The 19333-nt window shown below is 66.7% G+C and carries 22 protein-coding genes; 6 read left to right on the forward strand and 16 right to left on the reverse strand.

The genetic code is table 11. From position 1 onward, the window contains the following. Positions 1-39: 39 nt before the first annotated feature. From Q7X29_RS14090 to Q7X29_RS14100, 3 genes are read left to right on the forward strand one after another with little or no spacing between them, the layout of a single operon-like run. Positions 40-873 carry an alpha/beta fold hydrolase gene (locus Q7X29_RS14090; protein WP_316574296.1) on the forward strand — a complete coding sequence of 278 codons (834 nt, stop codon included), beginning with the start codon at positions 40-42 and terminating at the stop codon, positions 871-873. Next, on the forward strand, positions 870-1733 hold the full coding sequence (locus Q7X29_RS14095; protein WP_316574297.1) for an NAD(P)-dependent oxidoreductase: 864 nt from the start codon (positions 870-872) through the stop codon (positions 1731-1733). Before Q7X29_RS14090 ends, Q7X29_RS14095 begins: the two co-directional genes overlap by 4 nt. Positions 1734-1765: 32 nt before the next feature. Further along, complete coding sequence (locus Q7X29_RS14100; RefSeq protein ID WP_316575348.1) at positions 1766-2890, forward strand: glycerate kinase; 1125 nt, start codon at positions 1766-1768, stop codon at positions 2888-2890. Between the two features lie 36 nt (positions 2891-2926). Here the strand turns inward: Q7X29_RS14100 and Q7X29_RS14105 are convergent, their stop codons facing one another. The 15 genes from Q7X29_RS14105 to Q7X29_RS14175 form a co-directional block, all read right to left on the reverse strand. Next, on the reverse strand, positions 2927-3967 hold the full coding sequence (locus Q7X29_RS14105) for a ferredoxin--NADP reductase (RefSeq protein ID WP_316574298.1): 1041 nt from the start codon (positions 3965-3967) through the stop codon (positions 2927-2929). 39 nt (positions 3968-4006) lie between these two features. Then, entirely contained in the window at positions 4007-4297 is a 291-nt protein-coding gene (locus Q7X29_RS14110) for a hypothetical protein (protein WP_316574299.1), read from the reverse strand. An 18-nt stretch (positions 4298-4315) separates the two neighbouring features. After that, entirely contained in the window at positions 4316-5116 is an 801-nt protein-coding gene (locus tag Q7X29_RS14115; RefSeq protein WP_316574300.1) for an acyl-CoA dehydrogenase family protein, read from the reverse strand. Positions 5117-5120: 4 nt separating this feature from the next. After that, positions 5121-6209 carry an acyl-CoA dehydrogenase family protein gene (locus Q7X29_RS14120; RefSeq protein WP_316574301.1) on the reverse strand — a complete coding sequence of 363 codons (1089 nt, stop codon included), beginning with the start codon at positions 6207-6209 and terminating at the stop codon, positions 5121-5123. 14 nt (positions 6210-6223) lie between these two features. Next, positions 6224-6640: a nuclear transport factor 2 family protein gene (locus Q7X29_RS14125; RefSeq protein WP_316574302.1), complete on the reverse strand. Its 417-nt coding sequence runs from the start codon at positions 6638-6640 to the stop codon at positions 6224-6226. After that, positions 6627-7865 (reverse strand): metal-dependent hydrolase family protein, encoded by a 1239-nt coding sequence (locus Q7X29_RS14130; protein ID WP_316574303.1) that lies wholly within the window; start codon positions 7863-7865, stop codon positions 6627-6629. The genes Q7X29_RS14125 and Q7X29_RS14130 overlap by 14 nt, the downstream gene beginning before the upstream one ends. A 106-nt stretch (positions 7866-7971) precedes the next feature. Then, the gene (locus Q7X29_RS14135; RefSeq protein ID WP_316574304.1) at positions 7972-8940 is read right to left on the reverse strand and encodes an LLM class flavin-dependent oxidoreductase; all 969 of its coding nucleotides are present in this window, start codon (positions 8938-8940) and stop codon (positions 7972-7974) included. Then, entirely contained in the window at positions 8937-9260 is a 324-nt protein-coding gene (locus tag Q7X29_RS14140) for a DUF1330 domain-containing protein (protein ID WP_316574305.1), read from the reverse strand. The genes Q7X29_RS14135 and Q7X29_RS14140 overlap by 4 nt, the downstream gene beginning before the upstream one ends. A 30-nt stretch (positions 9261-9290) precedes the next feature. Beyond that, on the reverse strand, positions 9291-9635 hold the full coding sequence (locus Q7X29_RS14145; protein WP_316574306.1) for a hypothetical protein: 345 nt from the start codon (positions 9633-9635) through the stop codon (positions 9291-9293). Beyond that, positions 9632-10900, reverse strand: coding sequence for an aromatic ring-hydroxylating oxygenase subunit alpha (locus tag Q7X29_RS14150; RefSeq protein WP_316574307.1), 1269 nt, complete (start codon positions 10898-10900; stop codon positions 9632-9634). Before Q7X29_RS14150 ends, Q7X29_RS14145 begins: the two co-directional genes overlap by 4 nt. 84 nt (positions 10901-10984) lie before the next feature. Further along, on the reverse strand, positions 10985-11314 hold the full coding sequence (locus Q7X29_RS14155; RefSeq protein WP_316574308.1) for a hypothetical protein: 330 nt from the start codon (positions 11312-11314) through the stop codon (positions 10985-10987). Beyond that, complete coding sequence (locus Q7X29_RS14160) at positions 11295-12566, reverse strand: aromatic ring-hydroxylating oxygenase subunit alpha (RefSeq protein WP_316574309.1); 1272 nt, start codon at positions 12564-12566, stop codon at positions 11295-11297. Before Q7X29_RS14160 ends, Q7X29_RS14155 begins: the two co-directional genes overlap by 20 nt. A gap of 4 nt (positions 12567-12570) precedes the next feature. Then, the gene (locus Q7X29_RS14165) at positions 12571-13101 is read right to left on the reverse strand and encodes a carboxymuconolactone decarboxylase family protein (RefSeq protein WP_316574310.1); all 531 of its coding nucleotides are present in this window, start codon (positions 13099-13101) and stop codon (positions 12571-12573) included. A 162-nt stretch (positions 13102-13263) separates the two neighbouring features. Then, a complete protein-coding gene (locus Q7X29_RS14170) occupies positions 13264-14070 on the reverse strand; it encodes a TauD/TfdA dioxygenase family protein (RefSeq protein ID WP_316574311.1) in 807 nt (268 codons plus the stop codon). A 110-nt stretch (positions 14071-14180) separates the two neighbouring features. Continuing rightward, on the reverse strand, positions 14181-15143 hold the full coding sequence (locus Q7X29_RS14175; protein WP_316574312.1) for a LysR family transcriptional regulator: 963 nt from the start codon (positions 15141-15143) through the stop codon (positions 14181-14183). 126 nt (positions 15144-15269) lie between these two features. Here Q7X29_RS14175 and Q7X29_RS14180 point away from each other — a divergent pair, with 126 nt between their 5' ends. The 3 genes from Q7X29_RS14180 to Q7X29_RS14190 are packed head-to-tail and all read left to right on the forward strand — an operon-like array spanning position 15270 to position 18426. Beyond that, positions 15270-16427: an acyl-CoA dehydrogenase family protein gene (locus tag Q7X29_RS14180; protein ID WP_316574313.1), complete on the forward strand. Its 1158-nt coding sequence runs from the start codon at positions 15270-15272 to the stop codon at positions 16425-16427. Next, complete coding sequence (locus Q7X29_RS14185; protein WP_316574314.1) at positions 16424-17599, forward strand: CaiB/BaiF CoA transferase family protein; 1176 nt, start codon at positions 16424-16426, stop codon at positions 17597-17599. The genes Q7X29_RS14180 and Q7X29_RS14185 overlap by 4 nt, the downstream gene beginning before the upstream one ends. Further along, positions 17596-18426, forward strand: a complete 831-nt coding sequence (locus Q7X29_RS14190; RefSeq protein ID WP_316574315.1) for an FAS1-like dehydratase domain-containing protein — start codon at positions 17596-17598, stop codon at positions 18424-18426. Before Q7X29_RS14185 ends, Q7X29_RS14190 begins: the two co-directional genes overlap by 4 nt. 4 nt (positions 18427-18430) lie before the next feature. Here Q7X29_RS14190 and Q7X29_RS14195 read toward each other — a convergent pair whose 3' ends face one another. Next, positions 18431-19138: a hypothetical protein gene (locus Q7X29_RS14195; protein ID WP_316574316.1), complete on the reverse strand. Its 708-nt coding sequence runs from the start codon at positions 19136-19138 to the stop codon at positions 18431-18433. Between the last annotated feature and the right edge of the window lie 195 nt (positions 19139-19333).

Below are 19333 nucleotides of genomic sequence, written 5' to 3' on the forward strand. Positions count from 1 at the left end.
TGTGAAGCCGTACCGCAGTCGAAAGGTGTGCGGAAGCCGATGCCAGGTCATTCTGTTGCCGACAGCGCCGTGATCGAACGCGCGAACACGCCGGGAGGCGCGGTCGGAACCGTCGCGCTGGTGAACTCGCTCGGGACCACCCTGTCGATGTGGGACGAGGTCACCGCGGAACTGGTGCGCGAGTCGTTCGATGTCGTCCGTTTCGATCAGCGCGGGCACGGGAGTGCCGCCCGGACGGGAGGAGCCGCGACAATCGACGACTTGGTCGACGACTTCATAGCGGTCCTGGACCGGCTCGGCCTCGAGCGGGTGCACGTCGTAGGCGTGTCGATCGGGGGAATGGTCGCCATACGTGCCGCGAGTCGCAAGTCTGCCCGGATCCGCTCACTCGCCGTACTGTGCAGCGCGGCCGTATACGACGCGCACGGCTGGAACGAGCGCGCCGCAGCGGTCCGGAAGCACGGTCTGGAGCGGATGGTTCCGCTGGTCATGGATCGCTGGTTCACCCGCGAGTTCCAGCACCGTCGACCCGGGATTGTCCGGGAGTACGCGCGGATGCTCCGGGCTGTCCCTGCGGAAGGATATGCGGCCGGATGCGATGTCCTTGCCACTGCGGACGTCCGCGATGATCTCCCGATGGTTACCGTGCCGACCCTGGTCGTCGGTGGCGCAGAGGATCCGGCGACGCCGCCGCGCGAACAGCTTCGTATTGCCCGGTCCATCCCGCACGCCCGCTTCGAGATCCTGCCCGGCGTCGCACATCTCGCACCCGTCGCAGCGCCCGGCGAGATCGCGAAGCTGGTGGCGGAGAACGCCATGGACCAGCGGCAGTGGCGATCGGGTTCGCGAGCAACAGAGAGGTCGGGACATTGACGAAGATCGGTTTCCTCGGGTTGGGGATCATGGGCGGGCCGATGGCGGCGAACCTGGTCGAGGCCGGGTTCGAGGTCACTGGCTACAATCGCACACCCGCCAAGGTCGATAGGCTGGTCGCAATGGGCGGCAAGGGCGCCGACAGTGTCGCCGAGGCGGTCCGCGACGCCGACGTCGTGGTGACCATGCTGCCGGACTCGCCGGACGTGCGAGAGATCGTTCTCGGGGTCGACGGTGTGCTCGCCCATGCCGCCCCCGATATTCTGCTCATCGATTGCAGCACCATCCGGCCCGATGTCTCCCGTGAGATCGCTACGCGGACGAGAGCCTTGGACGCACCGGTGTCCGGCGGGGAGCAGGGTGCGATCGACGGCACGCTGTCGATCATGGTCGGTGGCGTGGCCGAGGACTTCGCCGCCGCCGAACCGATCCTGTACGCGATGGGCGGCACTGTCGTCCACGTCGGTGGGGCGGGCGCCGGGCAGACGGTGAAGGCGGCTAATCAGTTGATCGTCGCGGGCACCATCGAGCTGGTTGCCGAAGCCCTGGTCTTCCTCGAGGCCCACGAGGTCGACACGGCGGCCGCGATCCAGGTGTTGGCGGGGGGACTCGCGGGCAACAAGATTCTGGACCGTAAGGCCCAGGCGATGGTCGATCGCGCCTTCACTCCCGGATTCCGGGTCGAGTTGCACCATAAAGACCTCGGCATTGTGCAAGCCGCGGCGCGCGAGGCGGGGGTGACGATTCCGCTCGGCGCGGTTGTCGCTCAGCTCATGGGCGCACTCGTTGCCCAAGGAGATGGCGGGCTCGACCACGGTGCGCTGATCAAGCTGGTCGCGCGTCTGTCCGGACGCGAGTGACAGACGCATCGAGGGCGCGCGATCTCCGCCGGATCGTCCTCGCTCCGGACAAGTTCAAAGGCTCGCTCACAGCGGCGCAGGTCGCGGCGGCGCTTGCTCGTGGCATCGAACGCACCGCGCCGGACTCCGACATTCGGCAACTGCCGGTGGCCGACGGCGGTGAGGGTACGGTGGAGGCCTTCCTCGCTGCCGGGTGGCGCCGGGTGCCGTTGCGGGCGCCTGGCCCGACCGGGGTCCCGGTCGACACCGCGTACGCGGTATCGGGCAACGCGGCCGTCATCGAGCTCGCCGATGTCGTCGGATTGGCGAAAATTCCTGGAGCACAACGTGACCCTTTGCATGCTGGGACCGAAGGGCTGGGTGTGGTCATTGCGCACGCCCTCGATCGCGGTGCCCGCGACCTCGTAGTCGGTCTCGGCGGCAGCGCGGCCACCGACGGTGGCGCCGGAATGCTCCGTGGGCTCGGGCTCCGTATCCTCGACGCGATGGGTAACGAATTGCCTCGCGGGGGAGCGGCACTCGTCGACGCCAGGAGCATCGACCGCGCAAACATGCACCCGGGGCTCGCCCATGCCCGCATGACGCTCGCCAGTGACGTGGACAATCCGCTTCTCGGGCCGTCCGGCGCCGTGGAGACCTATGGACCGCAGAAGGGCGCAGGGCCATGCGAACGGTCTGTTCTCACAGCTGCGTTGGAGAATTGGGCCGGCCTGCTCCAACCTCGGCATTCCCCCGTCTACGCGGACCAGCCCGGTGCCGGTGCCGCCGGAGGCGCGGGATTCGGCGCGATCGCGGTGCTCGGCGCGACGTCCCGACCTGGCATCGACCTGGTGCTCGAGGTGATCGAATTCCCCACACGAATCGCCGACGCAGACATGGTGGTCACGGGGGAAGGGTCCCTCGATGCCCAGAGCCTGCACGGCAAGGCCCCGCTCGGGGTCCGTTCCGCCGCCGCGGCGGCGGAGGTGCCGGTCACAGTGGTCGCCGGGCGCATCCTGCTCGACGACTACCAACTGCGCGCTGCGGGTTTCGGCGCCGCGTACGCCTTGTCCGATCTCGAGCCCGATACCACCCGCTCTATGACCCATGCCGCCGACCTGCTGGAATCGATCGGTGCACGCATCGGCACCGTCGCGTCGGCAGAGCTCGGACGATAAGAGCCCCGCCGCCGCACCTGATGCGGGTGGACTCGGCTAGTCGTATCGCACGGTGACCGACGGGGTATCGGGGACCGCCTGGCACGTCAGGACGTAGCCCTCGGTGACCTCCTCCTCGGTCAGAGCTTCGTTGACGGCCATGGTCGCCGTGCCCTCGGTCAGCCGGGCCATGCAGGTCGCGCAGCTGCCCTGCTCGCAGGAGTACGGCGGGTTGAGCTTCGCCCGGCGAGCCGCCTGCAAAAGCGTCTCGCCCGCCCGATGAGGAACGGTGGCCTTCTTCCTCCCGACGAAAATAGTCACGATTCCCGGTGTTCCGGGCGAGGCCATCGAAGCCAGCGCCTCGACAGACGCGGCGGGCTCAGCGGACGCGGGCGGCGCGGTGACGAGAGGAGACGGTGCGCCGAAACGCTCACTGAACACCGAACTCGTCGAGGGAAGCGCGCGTTCGACCATTTCCATGAAGGCTTCCGGTCCACACACGTAGGAATCAGCGTGCGCGTCGCCGCCCACGAACGTGGTGATCGCGGCGGGAGTGAGCAGTCCACCCTCGTTGTCGAGGTGACGTACCACCTCGAGCCGCCCCGGATGCCGCGCCGAAAGTTCGGACAGCGTCGCTTCGAAGATCATCGACGAGTGATCTCGGTCGGCGCAGAGCAGTCGGACGCGCCGCTCTGTGGTCGCCAGCGCGGTCTTGGTCAGCGACAGAATTGGGGTAATGCCGCTGCCACCGCTGAAACCGAGCAATGGCGCGTCGGTCTCGCGGAGGCAGAACTTTCCCGACGCCCGCGAGATCTCGACCACGTCGCCTTCAGTGACGTTGTCGTGCAGCCAGTTCGAGACGACACCGCCGGAGACCCGCTTGACCGTGGTCATCAGCTCGTTGTCGACCTCCGGCGCGCTCGACATCGAATAGGAACGGTATATGTCCTTTCCGCCCACCCGGACCCGGAAAGCGCAGAATTGGCCCGCCCGGTAGGCGACAGGTTCGTCGTGCGGCGACAGCACGAAGGTGCGAGCGTCCGCGCTCTCCTTGATGATCCGGGTCACGGTCGCCGGCTGAAACATGGGTCGCGCCATGGTGCCCTCTCCTCCGCTGTCTGTGGTCTGCAATAGAGCTCAGTGCACCGTCGGCACGGTGATGACCGTGGCGATCCGGTGCAGCTGCTCGGGGTTCGAGTCGCCGAGATGGTCGATGGCCGGGATGAGGACCGCTTCGGCGTGTGCGCGTTCCGTCTGGGCAATGAGCCGTTCCATCGGGTTGTCGGTTCGTGCGCTGAAGGTGATGATCTTGGCGAGGTTGTAGCCGAGGCGTCCTGCCATGCTGCGCATCTGGATCTCGTCCCAGGCCTGCCGGACGCCGGAGACATCTGTGCGGATGTACCCGATCGCGGTCGGACGCAACGTCATCATCGGCTCCTGGCCGGGCTAGTGGAGTTGCGCCAGTCGCGGCGCGTGGCCGACGGTCCGGATATGGGTGCCGGCCGCGCGGGTGAGTTCGGTGGTGCTGCCGAGCAACCCGTCCAGCACTAGAGTGCGCCGGATGTGTCGATGCAGATCGTGTTCCGCGGTGAAGCCGACGCCGCCGAGCACCTGCTGACAGTTCCTGGCGGCGGTTCGCGCCGCCTGTCCGGCGCTCGCCTTGGCCAACAGCGCGCCGAGTTCGTCGTCGGCGACGCCGAGAGTTGCCTCGGCGCCCTCGATGGCCACCAGGGTTTCGGCGAGGCGATGGCGGACCGCTTGGAACGCGGCGATCGGCCGACCGAACTGCGTGCGGTCAAGGGCGTGTCGACGCGCCAGCGCGAGCATGGCACGACTGGACCCCACCAGCCACCACGCCAGTGCGCGTCGAGCGGCGGCCAGCGGGATCTCGGCTCCAGCCGGGCCGCCGTGCAGCGGGAGTTCGTCGTCTACCGTTGAGCCTGGGCGATCATCGCGTTCCCAGACCACCCACGCTCCGCCCGTGAACGGCAGCGCGATCGTGCCGCCCAGTGGCAGGCCCACGGACTGGGCGATGACGTCGTTGAGCAGCGGGGCGTGACTTCCCGTTTCGCCGAGTAGCCGGAACACCAGCGGTATCGCGATATCCGGCATGTCGGTGAGCATCTCGTGCCAGCCGAGATCGGTGAGCGCCCGGTCGAGCTCGCCGCCGGTAGCGGCTGCCATGGTCTTGCGCAGGCTCTGCTCGAGCAGTTCGAGCTCATCGCCCGCGGTGTCGATATCGGCCATGGCGTCAGTCCTTTCCGAGGTCGAGCAGGCGGCGCGCGATGATGTTGCGCTGGATCTCGGCGGTGCCGCCGTAGATCGTCGCGGCGCGCGAATACAGGTACTCGGTGCGCCATTCGTGATCGGTCAGTTCCAGAACGCCGGGTAGCAGATCGCGTGCGGTGTCGAACAGTCGCTGTTCGGCGGTCGCGAGCAGCACCTTGTCGATGGAGGTCTCCGCGCCCAGTGCCGCGCCGTCGGCCAGGCGTTGCTGGGTGGTGTGGGATCGGCAGCGCGCCGCGTGCAGCGCCAGATACGCCTCGCCGAGCGCGGTGTCGTCGCCGATCGTTGTCCGCGCCAGCACCCGGTCCAAACGGGTGAACAGGTAGGCGATCCGGTGCCAAAAGCAGGTGGACCGTTCGTGTGGCAGCAGATCCATGGCCACGCGCCAGCCGTCGCCCGGCCTGCCGAGCATGCGCTCGCCGGGGACCACCACGTCGTCGAAATAGACCTCGGCGAACTCGTCGACACCGTGCATGGTGCGCAGCGGCCGGACGGTTATGCCCGGGGTGTCCATGTCGACGAAGAAGGCGGTGATGCCGTCATGGCCGGGAGCGGTGCGGGTGAGCAGGACACATCGGGAGGCGAACTGCGCCAAGCTCGTCCACACCTTCTGGCCTTTGACCACCCAGTCGTCGCCACGGGCGACGGCCTTGGTGCTCAACGAAGCGAGGTCGCTGCCGGAGCCGGGCTCGGAGAAGCCCTGGCACCATTGCTCGCGTCCGGACAGCAGCAGCGGCACCATCCGCGCGGCCAGCTCGGGGCGCGCGTAGGAGATCATCGTCGGAGCCAGCACCTCGATCATCGAATAGATGCCGGGCTCGGCGAGATCGCGGGTCGCGACCTCCTCACCGAGGATGGCGCGCAGGACGGCAGGCCCGCCGAGGCCGCCCGTCTCGGCGGGCCAGCCATAGCGCATCCAGCCCGCGTCGTAGAGTGCGCGACGGACTCGGGCCAGTTGCGATACCTGCCCCTCCAGGCCGAGGCCGGGTTCAGGGGACAGGTCGTTCGTGTCGAGCCACTCGCGCAGGCCCGTTCGAAACTCGGTGACGTTCATCGGTGTCGCACCACTCAGGCCCGCGACTGCTCGAACGCGTGCGGGATGCCGGAGTCGTGCGCGCCACTGCGGCGGATGAAGGTCATCCGGCGGGTCTTGATCCGCCACCCGTCCTCGGTGCGCACCAGGGTGTCGGTGTAGTACCCGATGCGCATGTCATGAGTGCTGTGGTCGATGAAGCACAGCGGCTGGGTGCCCTCGGCGGTGTCGCCGTCGATCTCGAGAACCGGTGTGCCGGTGAGGAACAGGCCCTTCGGCGCGGCCGCGACGAGTTCGGGAAAGAGATCGAGAGTGTAGGTGTCGCCGAACGCGCTGTAGGAGCCGTCGGGGGTGAACACCGACAGCATGCCCTCGGTGTCGCCCTTGGTGATGGTGACCGCGTAGCGGGCGAGCACCTGCTGGATCTCCAGGAGATCCTCAATTCTGGACATAGACCTTTCCGCCTTTCATGACGAAGCGCACATTCTGGGTAACGGTGATGTCGCGCAACGGATCTCCTGGTACGCCGATGATGTCGGCGAGCAGTCCTTCCGCCAGCCGGCCGCGGTCGTCGGCGTCGATGAGTTCGGCCGCGTTGACGGTCGCCGCGCGCAGGGCGTCCAGCGGGGTTATCCCGCGCTGGACCAGCGCGACGATCTCGTCGGCATTGCGGCCGTGCGGAATGGCCGGTGCGTCGGTTCCGACGGCGATGCGAACGCCTGCCTCGTAGGCCGCGAGGACCGAGGTGCGCGCCTTCGGGAACATCTCGGCGGCTTTGGCCTGCAACGCGGGCGCGGCCTTGGAGACGTCCATGGCATCGGCGAGCCGGGTGGTCGGCACCAGCCAGGTGCCCGCCGCGACCATGAGCTTGATGGTCTCGTCGTCGATCAGGAAACCGTGTTCGATGCAATCGATCCCGGCATCGACAGCGTGCCTGACCGCCTCGGCGCCGTGGGTGTGCGCGGCCACCTTCAGGCCGCGCCGATGCGCCTCGTCGACGATGGCGCGCAACTCCTCGTCCGAATAGTGCTGTGCGCCAGGGGAACCCGTGAGCGACATGACCCCGCCGGACACGCAGATCTTGATCACCTGAGCGCCGTGCTTGATCTGGTAGCGCACCGCCTTGCGGACCTCGTCCACGCCGTTGGCGATGCCTTCCTCGAGGGTCAGCTTCAGCACGTCGGGCGCGAAGGCGGAGAACATCGTCGGGTCGAGATGCCCGCCCGTGGGGGTGATGGCGTGGCCTGCGGGAACGATCCGCGGCCCGTCGATCCAGCCCGCGTCGATCGCCTTGCCCAGCGCGACATCGAGCAGGTAGCCACCGGTTTTCACGAACAGGCCGAGATTGCGCACGGTGGTGAAGCCGGCACGCAGTGTGCGGCGGGAGTTGCCCACCGCCCGCAGCACGCGCAGCGGCGGATCGTCGGTGACGCTCGAGCTCAGGCCGGTCTCGCCGCGCCCGCCCATGAGGAGGTTGACCTCCATGTCCATCAGGCCGGGCAGCAGGATCAGATCGCCGAGGTCGAGCACCTCGCCAACGGGTTCGCCCCCGATACCGACGATTCTGTCGTTCTCGATCCGCACGATGCCGGGCCGGATGATTTCACCGGTGACGACATCGAGCAGGCCTGCGGCGCGCAAGGTGCGCGCGGGCGGGGTTCCCTTCGGTGGTGTCATTGCGACTCCGATTTCTCGACGATGCGAGGAGAATCATATTCTCCCAGGTAGGATATGAGGTTTCCATATGGGCGCGGCGACGTCAACGAGCTGCGCGCTCGGGCGGCTATCCGGGTCGGGCGGCGGCAAAACTGCGCAGCTCGCGCGCGATATCCGGCCCGGTCGGGGTGTACACGATTTCCCGGAACCCGGCCGCCGCCATGCGCCCCAATTGCCGTTGCACTCGTGCCGCGTCGCCGACCATCGTCTTGACGTCGATGTGGTCGAGCAGCGGCCGGTCCCGATCGGTCAGGTGGGTGACGTGACCCTCGAAGACCGAGAGGTGGCGTTCGTTCGCCGGGCCGAGTGCCGCGAGTTCGGTGCGCCACCGCCTGCCGCCCGGCAACGCGTCGACGGCGGCAGTGCCGCCGGTGGCGAAGGCATTGTGCCAGTCGACGACTCGCCACGGGCCGATTGCCTCGAGCACCCGCGCCGAGTTCGGCTCCTCGCCGGAGTCGAGCACGGTGCCGGACACGATCATCGCGCTGGGCAGCGTGGGATGAACCGGTCCGATGATGCCGTCGGCGATCTGGTCGGCCAGCTCGGCTCCGCGCGGGCCGAAGGCGCTGAGCCAGAGCGGAACGTCGATCGGCCGGTTCAGGGCGAGCCCGTCCGCGTGCAGCATGCGGACCGGTGCGTCGCCGATCGTGACCGGCTCACCGGCCAGCAGTGCGCGCACGGCCCGCACCTGGTCGCCGAGTGCGCGCAGGGTCAGCGGTCGCTGCCCGACGGACACGCGGGCGGTGAACCCGGTGCCGAAGCAGGCGCGGAACCGGCCGGGAGCGAGCCTGGCGATGGTGGCGATCGCGGTGGCCATCGCCATCACTGATCGCTGCTCCGGCACGAGAACCGCTGTGCTCAAACCGATTCGGGTAGTGCGCTGAGCGGCCAGCGCCAGGTGAACGAACGGGTCCTCCCACAGCGGCGCCGAATCGAAGATCCAGACCCGGTCGTAGCCGAGTTCCTCGGCAAGAACGGTCAGGTCGGCGAAATCGGGCCCGGGCGGCAGCCCACAGGACAGTTCGAGCTCGGTCATGAACCGGGCTTCGACCGCTGTCCCGGCATCTCGAAGCCGGCGAGCAGCACGGCCTGGCAGTCGGCCGCCGCCTGGCGCAGCGGTTTGGCCTGTGCGTACTCCTCGGAGTCGTACCATGCGTGGGCCGCCTCGACGGATTCGAATTCGACGAGCACGGTACGAGTTCCGTGCCAATCGCCTTCGAGGGTGGTCGGCGCGGTGTCGACGGCCAGGATTCGCGCACCTGCCGCGATCATGGTCGGTGCGGCTCTGCGCTCGTAGGCGGCGATGCCGGCTTCATCTTTGATCGCCTCGGTGACGATGACGTAACCCTTGGGCACTGTGGCTCCTCGAGGTCGAAGTGATATCGGTCAGTACTCTGGATCGCTGACACGGGTGATCACCGCGTCCGCGCCGTCCACTACTTCGGGCTGATGCCAGATCTCCACGCACATCGCCACCAAGATCAGCGAATGCACCAGATGCAGCAGCTGTCGCGCATCCTCTGGCAGATCGTCGAGTGGGAACTTGTCGCAGTAGGCGAGCGCGTCCACGATGAGTGGGAAACCGGCGTCATAGAACTCCTGCATGGCGGTCATGTCGCTGGCCATGCGCTGGTCCCACCGCTGCGATTCGGTTTCCAGGCACCAGGTTCGGGCGAAGGGTTCCAGAGTGCTGAACGGCTCGGGCAACTGGGCCTGCGTGGTCCGGGTCATCTGACTACGCCCCCGTCTTCGTTCCGCTCGTAGTCGCCGACCCGGTCGGCCACCACCTTGTGGAAGTGCCGGACCAGTAGTTCCTGGTCGTTGAGCGGGAAATTGTGGCCGACGGCCCTGGTTTCGAGCCCCTGCTGGGTTCCGGTCAGGGTGCCCGCGTCCTGGAGCGCGAATTCCTTGAACATCACCACGGCGCATTCCTGCGCGGCACGGTCGCTCGCGGTGCGAGCCGGGGGGAAGTACAACCTGCCCTCGAACCGATGGGTGTTGTGCGAGGTCGGCCAGTAGGTATAGGTGAGATACCAGCCGCTGGCCCACACCAAGATCTCCATATTCGGAAAGATCTGGTAGTTGTCCATGCCCCACTTATCGACCTCGCCCGGGTTTACCGGAAGGTCCTGCCCCAGGTCTGGCTCGTTCCACGGGCCGAAGAGTCCACTGCGCGTGGCGATTTCGATCGGGTACTGGAACTCCGCCGGCCAGGTCCGGCGGGGTGCGCCATTGGTGGTCACCATGCGGTGCGGCCCGGCGACCTGATAGTACGGCGCCTCGAAACCCTTGATCTTGGGTCGGGCAGCGGGGGTCGCCTCCTGCGAGTGCAGCACCGGGACGTGGTAGTACTCCTGAAAAGCGTCCAGGAAGACCTTCCAATTGCAGTCGACGTCCGCACGGAAGTCGTAGTGGTCGGTCATCCGCTCGAAGGGATAGCCCTCCAGTGGAGTGATCATCGGGCCTAGATAATCCCGCAATGATTGCTCTGGTTCGTCGGCCAGGTTGACGAAGACGAACCCGGCCCACACCTCACAGTGCACGGGCATCAGGCCGTAGTCGCCCTTGTCGAAGCCGAAGAATTCGTCCTCCTGCTGGACGAAGGCGAGCGAACCGTCGAGGTCGTAGCGCCACGCATGATATTTGCAGGTGAACTGGCGGCAGGTGCCGGCGGTCTCGTCCCGTGGGAAGTCGTTCCACACCAGTTTGTTGCCGCGGTGGCGGCACACATTGTGGAAAGCGCGCACGCGGCCTTCCCGGTCACGGACGACGATGATCGAGGTGCGCGCGACCTCGAGTTCCCTGGTGAAGTAGCTGCCGGTACGGGCGAGATCTTCGACACGGCCCACATTCAGCCACGTGCGCCGGAAGATCGCCTCCTGTTCGGCGCTGTAGAACTCGGGGGAGACGCAGTCGTCGTAGGAGATCCCCGTCGTGCCGAGTTCTGGATAGTGCTCGGTCCAGCTGCCGGCCGCGGGTTTGGGAAAGTGTGGCATCGCTCGGTGCTCCGTTGGTTCGCTGAGGGACGAGATCGACGAAGACGGGGGAGCGGCGTGTGGGCAGCTCCCCCGTAGCAGCTGTCAGACGACAGGCTCCCGGATCAGCTCGGCCCAGGCCGCGCCGCTGTCGGGTACTCGCGGCTGGCTCCAGACCTCGACCGGGAACGACACCATGACCAGCGACTGCATCAGGTGGAACAGTGCGCGGGCGTCGTCGGGCAGATCGTTCCAGTCGAACTTGTCGCAGTAGGTGATCGCGTCCTCGATGCGGACGAACGCGGTGTCGTAGAGCGCCTGCATCTCGTCCATCGAGGAGGCGAGCCGCTTGGCGTAGCGCTCTGGCTCGGTGGCCAGGCACCAGTCCGCCGCGAACGGCTCGAGATCGGCGAATTCAGCTGGCAGCATTGGCATCTCGATACTCCTTGACCTTCTTCTGGGCGTGCACGTGCAGGTGCCGGATGAGGACTTCCTGGTCCATGATCGGGAAGTGGGTGACCACGCCGGACTCGAGCATGGTCTGGGTTGCCTCGAGGGTGTTCGCGTCCTGCAGCGCGTACTCCTTGAACGTGACGGCGGCCAGTTCCTGTGCGAGGCGTTCGCGCGCGTTCTTCGCGGGAGCGAAGTAGAGGTTCGCCTCGAACAGATGCTTGTTCACCGCGACCGGCCAGTAGTGGTAAGTGATGTACCAGCCCGGTTCCCAGCACAGCAGGGAGAAGTTCGGGAATATCTCGAATTCGTCGATGCCCCAGGCCTTGTGGCGTGCCGGGTTGAGCGCGGGTGGCAGGTCGTCGAGACCCTCGATATCGGGCTTGTCCCAGGGGCCGAACAAGCCGGAGCGCAGCACCCGCTCGATCGGCTTGACCATATTGATGTCCTTGGGCGGGGCCATCCCGCCCCACGAGGAGATCATCGAGTGGGGTGCGTCGATCTCGTAGTGCAACGCCTCGTAGCCATAGCCGGCCAGCTTGTCGGCCTCGTCCTTGACCGCCTGCTTCATGTGCAGGATCGGTGCGTGGTAGAACTCGGCGAAGGCATCGACGAACAGCTTCCAGTTACTGCCGATCTCGGCCCGGTAGCTGTAGACCTCGGTCATCTCGTCGAAGGGGTAGCCCTCGACACCCTTGAGCATGGTGCCCAGATAGTCGGCCAGCGGCTGCGCATCCGGATCGAGGTTGACGAAGATGAAGCCTTGCCATACCTCGCAGCGGACCCCCGCGAGACCGTAGTCGGCCTTCTCGAGGTCGAAGAATTCCCCCTCCTGCTGGACGAAGGTGAGCTCGCCCTCGAGGCTGTAGCGCCAGGCGTGGTACTTGCAGGTGAACTGGCGGCAGGTGCCTTCGGTTTCGTCACCCGGAAAGTCATTCCACACGAGTTTGTTGCCGCGATGGCGGCACACATTGTGGAAGGCGCGCACCTCGTCGTCGGTGCCGCGCGCGAGGATCAGCGAGGTACCGAGGCCGGTCAATTCCTTGGTGAAATAGCTTCCCTTGCGGGGAAGCCGTTCCACACGCCCGACATTGAGCCAGGTCTTCTTGAAGATCGCATTGATCTCGTCGGCGTAGAAGGCCGGATCGGTCGAGTCGGTGAAATCGACGGGACCGGTGCCGAGCTCAGGATAATGCTCGGTCCAGCTGCCGGCCGCGGGCTTGTTGAAGTGAGCCACCGGGTTACCTTTCGTGTTCTGGCGTGACGCCGAAGGTGTTGAATGCCATGGCGAGCAGGCTGTACCCGCCGATGGTGAAGACCAGGTCCATGCGCTGGTGTTCGGTGAGGTGTTCGCTCAAGATCGCCCAGGTCGGATCGGACAGGTCCGATTTCTCGAGCAGTTCGTCGACCGCGTCGATGATGGTGCGGTCGAATTCGTCTGCTGTGGTGCCGTTCTGGATCGCAACGATGTCGCCCTCGGTGAGCCCCTGTGCCGCCGCGAAGCCGACGTGATGGGTCCACTCGTAGGCGCAGTTCGTACGGTGCGCGACCCGCAGAATCGCCAGCTCGCGTACGCGGGGCGGCAGGCTCGAGCGGAACAGCAGGTAGACGCTGAAGCCGAGGAACGCCTCGGTGAGATCCGGATGGCGGACCAGTGTCGACATCGCCGGACCCGCACCCTCCGGATTGCGCCGCGCCGTGGGCAGCAGCGGCCGGAGCGCGGCTCGTGTCCGGTCATCCCATTGGGTGGCCGGCAGCGGGGGCAGGCGCATTCGTCTCCTCCTTTCGCGAGAATGAGATTCTCATATTGGTACTACTAGGTTTCCATGAGTGGGCCCGTTAGTCAACGCCGGAAGTGGCCTATCCCCGCAAACGCTCGGCGGCGGCCCGGCTGAAGCCGGTGCCGCCGCCTGTCGTGATCGAGTGATCGCCTACTACGCCCAGGCCTCCTCGCCTGCGATGGTGGTGCGATGCATGGTCCGCCTCGACTCCGGGTCGTAGGGCAGCGCGCGGTGCAGCATGCCGGTGTTGTCCCAGATCACGACGTCACCGACCGCCCATTCGTGGGTGTAGCGGAAGCGTTCCTGAGTGCTCCAGTCGCGCAGTTCGTCGAGGAGCGCACGGCTCTCGTCCGGTGCCATACCGACTATGTGGTCGGCGGTTGCTCCGATGACCAGTGACCGGCGGCCGTCGTGGCGCTGCCAGACCAGTGAGGTCTCGTGCGTCGGCAGGCTGCGCCAGGCCTGGACCTGCTCTTCGGTGGGCTCCGGGTGGGTGAGCCGCTGTGCGGCTTCGAAGCTGTGGACGACCCGCAGCGGCTCGTATCGCTTCTGGTCCTCGTCCGGCAACGCTTCGAAAGCCGCATAGGTGTTGGCGAATTCGGTGCCGCCCCCGACCATGGCGACATGGCGCGCGGTCAGCATCGTGGCCTTGGCTGGGACATCGCTGGTGGTGTCGTCGATGTGCCAGTGGAATGTCGCCCTGAGGTAGTCGGCAGACGGGTTCACCGACGGGTCCAGCGATACTTTGAAGATTTCCTTTCCGCCCGGCGCGAGCACCGTGCCCAACTGTCGGCTGAACGCGAGCTGTGCCTCGTCGTCGAGGTCCAGGCCGCGGATGAGTAGCACCCCGCGCCACTTGAGTGCCTCCAGGCACCGGCTGACCACCTGTCCATCCAGTAGGTCGGCGATGCCGGATACTTCGACGCCCAGTGCAGGGCTGAGCGCCCTTGTCTCGATCATAAGAATCTCCCTTCCGATTGAGGAGAACAATACTCTCGAGCTGACGCCCCGCTCAAGGCCCTGCCGATGGCAGGCAGAGAGTGGGTTCTTGCGCGTGCCGACGATCGGCTTTAGTGATTGGGTGAGACGGCGGCTTCACCGGGGCGGACGTCCAGCCGAGCCGAGGGCCATCGATCGGCTGCCACGGCCGAACGGACCTGCCGAACCAGTTCGGTCGCCACCATCGCGGCGGCGGCCGACATCCTCGGGCCACGTGGCACGCCCAACACGACTTGCCGCCAGACCTCCGGATCGCACAGCGGAGCCGCGGTCAGTTCGCCGCCGGCCACGTCGTCGGCGATCCCGACGCCCGGCAGAATGGTCCAGCCGTGTCCGCTCTGAACCAGAAGTTTCTGCAGGCGCATCGAATTGGTCTGCGCCGCGATCTCGAAGCTCACCCCCGCCCGTGCCGCCGCGGCGTCGATCAGGGCGCGCAGCCCGTGTCCTGGCGCGGGCATCACCAGCGGGCGCGCCGCGACGTCCGCCAGCGCGACAGGCCGGTCGGCATGGAGGGCATCACTGGGCGGACCTACGGCCCACAGTCTTTCGCGCGCTAGTGGTTCGACATTGAGTGAAGGGGTGCTGGTGAGGTTGTAGAGCAGGCTCAGATCGAGGTCGCCGTCATCGAGCCAGCGTTGCAGGTAGCCGGAATACCCACTGATGACGCGCAATTCGATGCGGGGGTGGCTTCGGGCGAGTGCGCTCACCAGTGGTTCGGCGAGCAAATCTGCGGCGCTGTCGAGCAGGCCGACGGTGACAGCACCAGTGAGTATGCCCGGCGTCGGCCGAACCTCGGCGCGCGCGCGCTCCAGTTCGTGCAGCGCCCGCCGAGCGCGCGCTACCAGCAGCGCACCCGCTTCGGTCGGCCGCATGCCCTGGCGAGTGCGTTCGAACAGGCGCACGCCGAGTTCTTGTTCCAGCATCCGGATCTGCCGGGTGACGGCGGGCTGGACCAGATGCAGCAATTGCGCGGCCTTGGTCACGCTGCCCACCTCGGCGACTGTCACGACCGCCGTGAGCTGCTTGATATCCATCGCACCCGCCTGACATCTCGAATCGGCATGTAGATATCAGAAATCGGCATTTCCCCTATCAGGATATTCCTTCACATGATGGTAGTGCCGGGCCGTTCCGGTGCACGTGTATCGGGAGGAGAAGCTGTGGTGGACGAGCTCGCCGAGGAGGAGGCCGCACTGGTCACGGTGGTGCGTGATTTCGTCGATCGCGACGTCAGGCCGGTGGTGCGCGAGCTCGAGCACGCGAACACCTATCCCGAGAAGCTGATCGAGCAGATGAAGCGGATCGGCATTTACGGACTCGCCGTGCCGGAACCCTGGGGCGGTGGCAGCGTGTCGACGTCCTGCTACGCGGCGGTCACCGAGGAGTTGTCGCGCGGGTGGATGAGTTTGGCGGGCGCGATGGGCGGACACACCGTGGTCGCGAAACTGCTGGTGGACTACGGCACCGACGAACAGCGCGACCGTTATCTGCCGCGGCTGTCCACTGGTGAATTGCGGGCGACTATGGCCTTGACCGAGCCGGGCGGCGGATCGGATCTGCAGGCGATGCGGACCACCGCCCGCCGCGACAGCGACCACTATGTGGTCGACGGCTCGAAGACCTGGATCAGCAATGCGCGGCGGTCGGGACTGGTCGCGCTGCTGTGCAAGACCGATCCGGGCGCCGTGCCCGCACATCGAGGCATCAGCATTCTGCTGGTGGAGCCGGGGCCTGGTTTCGCCGTCTCGCGTGACCTGCCCAAACTCGGCTACAAAGGCGTGGAGAGCTGCGAGCTCGTCTTCGACAGCATGCGCGTGCCGACGTCTTCGGTCCTGGGTGGGGTCGAAGGGCAGGGGTTCACCCAGATGATGCGCGGCCTGGAGATCGGGCGCATCCAGGTGGCGTCGCGAGCGCTCGGGGTCGGACGCGCCGCGCTCGAGGATTCGATCCGGTACGCACAGCTTCGGGAGAGTTTCGGCAAGCCGATCTGGGAACATCAAGCCGTCGGCCACTACCTGGCCGATATGGCGACCACGCTGACCGCCGCCCGCCAGCTCGTGCACTATGCCGCGCGGCGCTACGACTCCGGGGTGCGCGCCGACATGGAAGCCGGGATGGCGAAGTTGTTCGCGTCCGAGACCGCGATGGAGATCGCGCTGAACGCGATGCGCATCCACGGCGGCCACGGGTACTCCACCGAATTCGACGTGGAGCGCTACTTTCGCGATGCCCCCCTGATGATCGTCGGCGAGGGCACGAACGAGATTCAGCGCAACGTCATCGCCCGCCAGCTCATCGGCCGGAATCCGATCGCATGACCGCCGTGAACCGCCCACTGGCCGGCATCACTGTCGTCGCGGTGGAACAGGCCGTGGCCGCGCCGTTCGCGACCAGGCAACTCGCGGATCTGGGTGCCCGGGTGATCAAGATCGAGCGTCCCGATGGCGGCGACTTCGCCCGTGGGTACGACGACACGGTGTACGGACAGTCGAGCTATTTCGTCTGGCTCAATCGCGGAAAGGAAAGTGTCGCACTAGATATCAAACAGCCCGGCGATCGACGGCTGCTCGACGCCATGATCGAACACTGCGACATCTTCGTCCAGAATCTCGCACCAGGTGCGGCAGAACGGCTCGGCCTCGACGGCGTCACCCTGCGCGCGGGCCGGCCGGAGCTGATCCACTGCTCCATTTCCGGCTACGGGGCAGAGGGGCCGTACCGGTCGAAGAAGGCCTATGATCTGCTGCTCCAGTGCGAGACCGGGCTCGTGATGTCCACCGGCACCACGGAAGTCCCCGCGAAAGCCGGATTCTCGATCGCCGATATCGCCACGGGTATGTACGCCTTCAGTGGCCTCCTCACCGCGCTCTATCAGCGCGCGCACACCGGTGTCGGTGCGGGTCTGCACGTCGCCATGATCGATGCGCTGGGCGAGTGGATGAGTCAACCCGCCTACTTCTGCCTCTACGGTGACGAACCGCCGCGCCGGACAGCGGCCAGGCATCCGTCCATCTCGCCCTACGGCCCCTACCGTACGGCCGACGGTACGATCTTCCTCGCTGTTCAGCATGACCGTGAGTGGGTGGCGTTGTGCGACAATGTATTACAGCGTCCGGAGTTGAAGACCGATAGCCGCTTCGTCACCAATAGCGCCCGGGTGCACCACGACACCGAGCTGACCGCTGTGCTGGAAGCGGTCTTCGTGCGAGCCGACTGCGGCCAGGTCATGGAACAGCTGGACGCGGCGGGTGTCGCCGGTGCCCGGATTCGCACCCCGGCGGAGTTCACCCGGCATCCGCAGTTGGCCGCCCGTGATCGGTGGCGACCGGTGAGCACTCCGGGCGGGGAGATCTCGGCGCTGCTGCCGCCGGTCGAATCGACCGCTGGAGAACCGGTGATGGGCGCGATACCGGAGCTCGGTCAGCACACGGGCGCTATCAGAACCGAATTCGGCACGCCGCGGTCGAGCACGGGGGAGCCCGCACGATGACAACGATCGTCGAACGGAGTGAACGGCTCGTGGCGGGACCGGCAGAGGCACTCGCGGGGCTGCTCGGTGTCCCGTTGCCCGATCTCGATCGGGGATTGCCCATACTGTGGCACTGGGTATATCTGCTCGATCGCCCCGACCAGGCCGATCTCGGTCCGGACGGTCACCCCGTCCGCAATGCGGTCCCGGAGCCTCCCGGACCAGGTCTGCGGCGCATGTGGGCCGGGGGACAGGTGCGGGTCCGTGGCGCGCTGCGCTGCGGTGAACGCGTCACCAGGCAGACGGCGGTTCTCGCGACACAGCGGAAACGGGGCCGCACCGGCTTGTTGACTTTCGTCACCGTCGGGCACCGGATCTTGCAGCGTGATCGGCTCCTCGTCGAGGAACGACAAGACCTCGTATATCGCGCGGCCCCCGCGGACAACACGCCTACCCACGCGCAGACGGAGCAGCCTTCGGTCGCCCCGCAGCCGGGTGAATGGGCCATCGACACATCCGCGGCGCTGTTGTTCCGGTTCTCGGCGCTCACCTATAACGCCCACCGCATCCACTACGACCGTGACTACGCCCGCGACGTCGAAGGATATCCAGGCTTGCTCGTGCACGGGCCGCTGCAGGCGCTCGCCATGGCCGAAGCCGCACGTGCCAAGGGCGGCACCGGTGCGCAGGTCTTCGACTATCGGCTGCTGTCTCCGCTGTTCGACCATCAGGGGCTGGTGGTGAGCGCCGCCGTCGACGCGGGTGCGCTTACCACCGTGGCTCGTGACCGGTACGGACGCCGGACCGCGACCGGCAGTCTGCGTTTCGCGACTGGGTGGGCGGGGTAGGCGATCAGCGGACCACCACGCGCACGCGGGCGAGGTTGCGCACCTTCTCGAACGCCGAGTCCGGATCGCGCTGCGAGGTCACCCGAAGCGCCGCGAAATAGGTACCAGGCCGGTCGTAGGTGAACGTCTGGGCGATATGGACCGTGCCGTGCTCCTTGCGATCGAACGGCCGGTCGACAAAGTCGCCCGCGCCGATGCGATCGTCGCCGCCGACTTCCCACTCGGCCACGGGTTGGATGCCCTTGCGCGCTTGGGCCTTGTCCAGCACGGTGATCTGGCCGTCGCGCACATCGTAGGCAGTGGACTTCGGCGGCTGTTCGCCCGTCTCGGCCCAGGCGGCCACATCGCGCAGCGCCTGCAGAATGCCGAAGTAGTTGACGAGCCGGCTGGTTCGGGCTCCGATGTGGTCGGCGTTGTCGTTGTAGAGCAACCGGAAGGAATCAGCGTTGCCCGCGGCTCGGACCTGCTCGGCGTACCAGTCACAGTCCCACGGGAAGGCATCGGCGTCGAGAAGATTGCACACCGCGATGACTTTGCCGTTGATCTTGCCGTTCGAGGTGTCGCCGCCGGTGACGCTCCGGGAGATCGCCGGACCGATCTCCATGGGTCGTTGCGGGTAGCGCGGGGTGCCGTCAGCGTGGCGGTACTGGTCGAAGGCGTAGGAGCCTGCCCTGGCGGGCACCTGGTGGCGGGGGTAGGAGGGCAGAGCCAACCACCATCGGTTGTCGATCCGGATCTTCGCGCCGACCTCGAGTGCGGCGAGAACTTCGGCGAATTGCCGTCGGTGAGGGTGATGGATGTGCCTGCCGCGTCTACTGTGCCGTTCAGCGGGCCGTCGGCGCCATCGACGGTGAAGTCCAGTGCCGTGCCTGCCGGATTGTGGGTAACGTCGTCGACTGTCAGGCTG

It is taken from the genome of Nocardia canadensis, assembly GCF_032656385.1.
Lineage (GTDB): Bacteria > Actinomycetota > Actinomycetes > Mycobacteriales > Mycobacteriaceae > Nocardia > Nocardia canadensis.

What these genes read in the sequence shown, in the direction of transcription:
- Q7X29_RS14190 (WP_316574315.1), top strand. Translation starts at nt 17,596, where the DNA reads ATGACAACGATCGTCGAACGGAGTGAACGGCTCGTGGCGGGACCGGCA.
- Q7X29_RS14130 (WP_316574303.1), bottom strand. Translation starts at nt 7,865, where the DNA reads ATGACACCACCGAAGGGAACCCCGCCCGCGCGCACCTTGCGCGCCGCA.
- Q7X29_RS14155 (WP_316574308.1), bottom strand. Translation starts at nt 11,314, where the DNA reads ATGCCAATGCTGCCAGCTGAATTCGCCGATCTCGAGCCGTTCGCGGCG.
- Q7X29_RS14135 (WP_316574304.1), bottom strand. Translation starts at nt 8,940, where the DNA reads ATGACCGAGCTCGAACTGTCCTGTGGGCTGCCGCCCGGGCCCGATTTC.
- Q7X29_RS14185 (WP_316574314.1), top strand. Translation starts at nt 16,424, where the DNA reads ATGACCGCCGTGAACCGCCCACTGGCCGGCATCACTGTCGTCGCGGTG.
- Q7X29_RS14175 (WP_316574312.1), bottom strand. Translation starts at nt 15,143, where the DNA reads ATGGATATCAAGCAGCTCACGGCGGTCGTGACAGTCGCCGAGGTGGGC.
- Q7X29_RS14125 (WP_316574302.1), bottom strand. Translation starts at nt 6,640, where the DNA reads ATGTCCAGAATTGAGGATCTCCTGGAGATCCAGCAGGTGCTCGCCCGC.
- Q7X29_RS14105 (WP_316574298.1), bottom strand. Translation starts at nt 3,967, where the DNA reads ATGGCGCGACCCATGTTTCAGCCGGCGACCGTGACCCGGATCATCAAG.
- Q7X29_RS14145 (WP_316574306.1), bottom strand. Translation starts at nt 9,635, where the DNA reads ATGACCCGGACCACGCAGGCCCAGTTGCCCGAGCCGTTCAGCACTCTG.
- Q7X29_RS14150 (WP_316574307.1), bottom strand. Translation starts at nt 10,900, where the DNA reads ATGCCACACTTTCCCAAACCCGCGGCCGGCAGCTGGACCGAGCACTAT.
- Q7X29_RS14090 (WP_316574296.1), top strand. Translation starts at nt 40, where the DNA reads ATGCCAGGTCATTCTGTTGCCGACAGCGCCGTGATCGAACGCGCGAAC.
- Q7X29_RS14120 (WP_316574301.1), bottom strand. Translation starts at nt 6,209, where the DNA reads ATGAACGTCACCGAGTTTCGAACGGGCCTGCGCGAGTGGCTCGACACG.
- Q7X29_RS14165 (WP_316574310.1), bottom strand. Translation starts at nt 13,101, where the DNA reads ATGCGCCTGCCCCCGCTGCCGGCCACCCAATGGGATGACCGGACACGA.
- Q7X29_RS14170 (WP_316574311.1), bottom strand. Translation starts at nt 14,070, where the DNA reads ATGATCGAGACAAGGGCGCTCAGCCCTGCACTGGGCGTCGAAGTATCC.
- Q7X29_RS14110 (WP_316574299.1), bottom strand. Translation starts at nt 4,297, where the DNA reads ATGACGTTGCGTCCGACCGCGATCGGGTACATCCGCACAGATGTCTCC.
- Q7X29_RS14115 (WP_316574300.1), bottom strand. Translation starts at nt 5,116, where the DNA reads ATGGCCGATATCGACACCGCGGGCGATGAGCTCGAACTGCTCGAGCAG.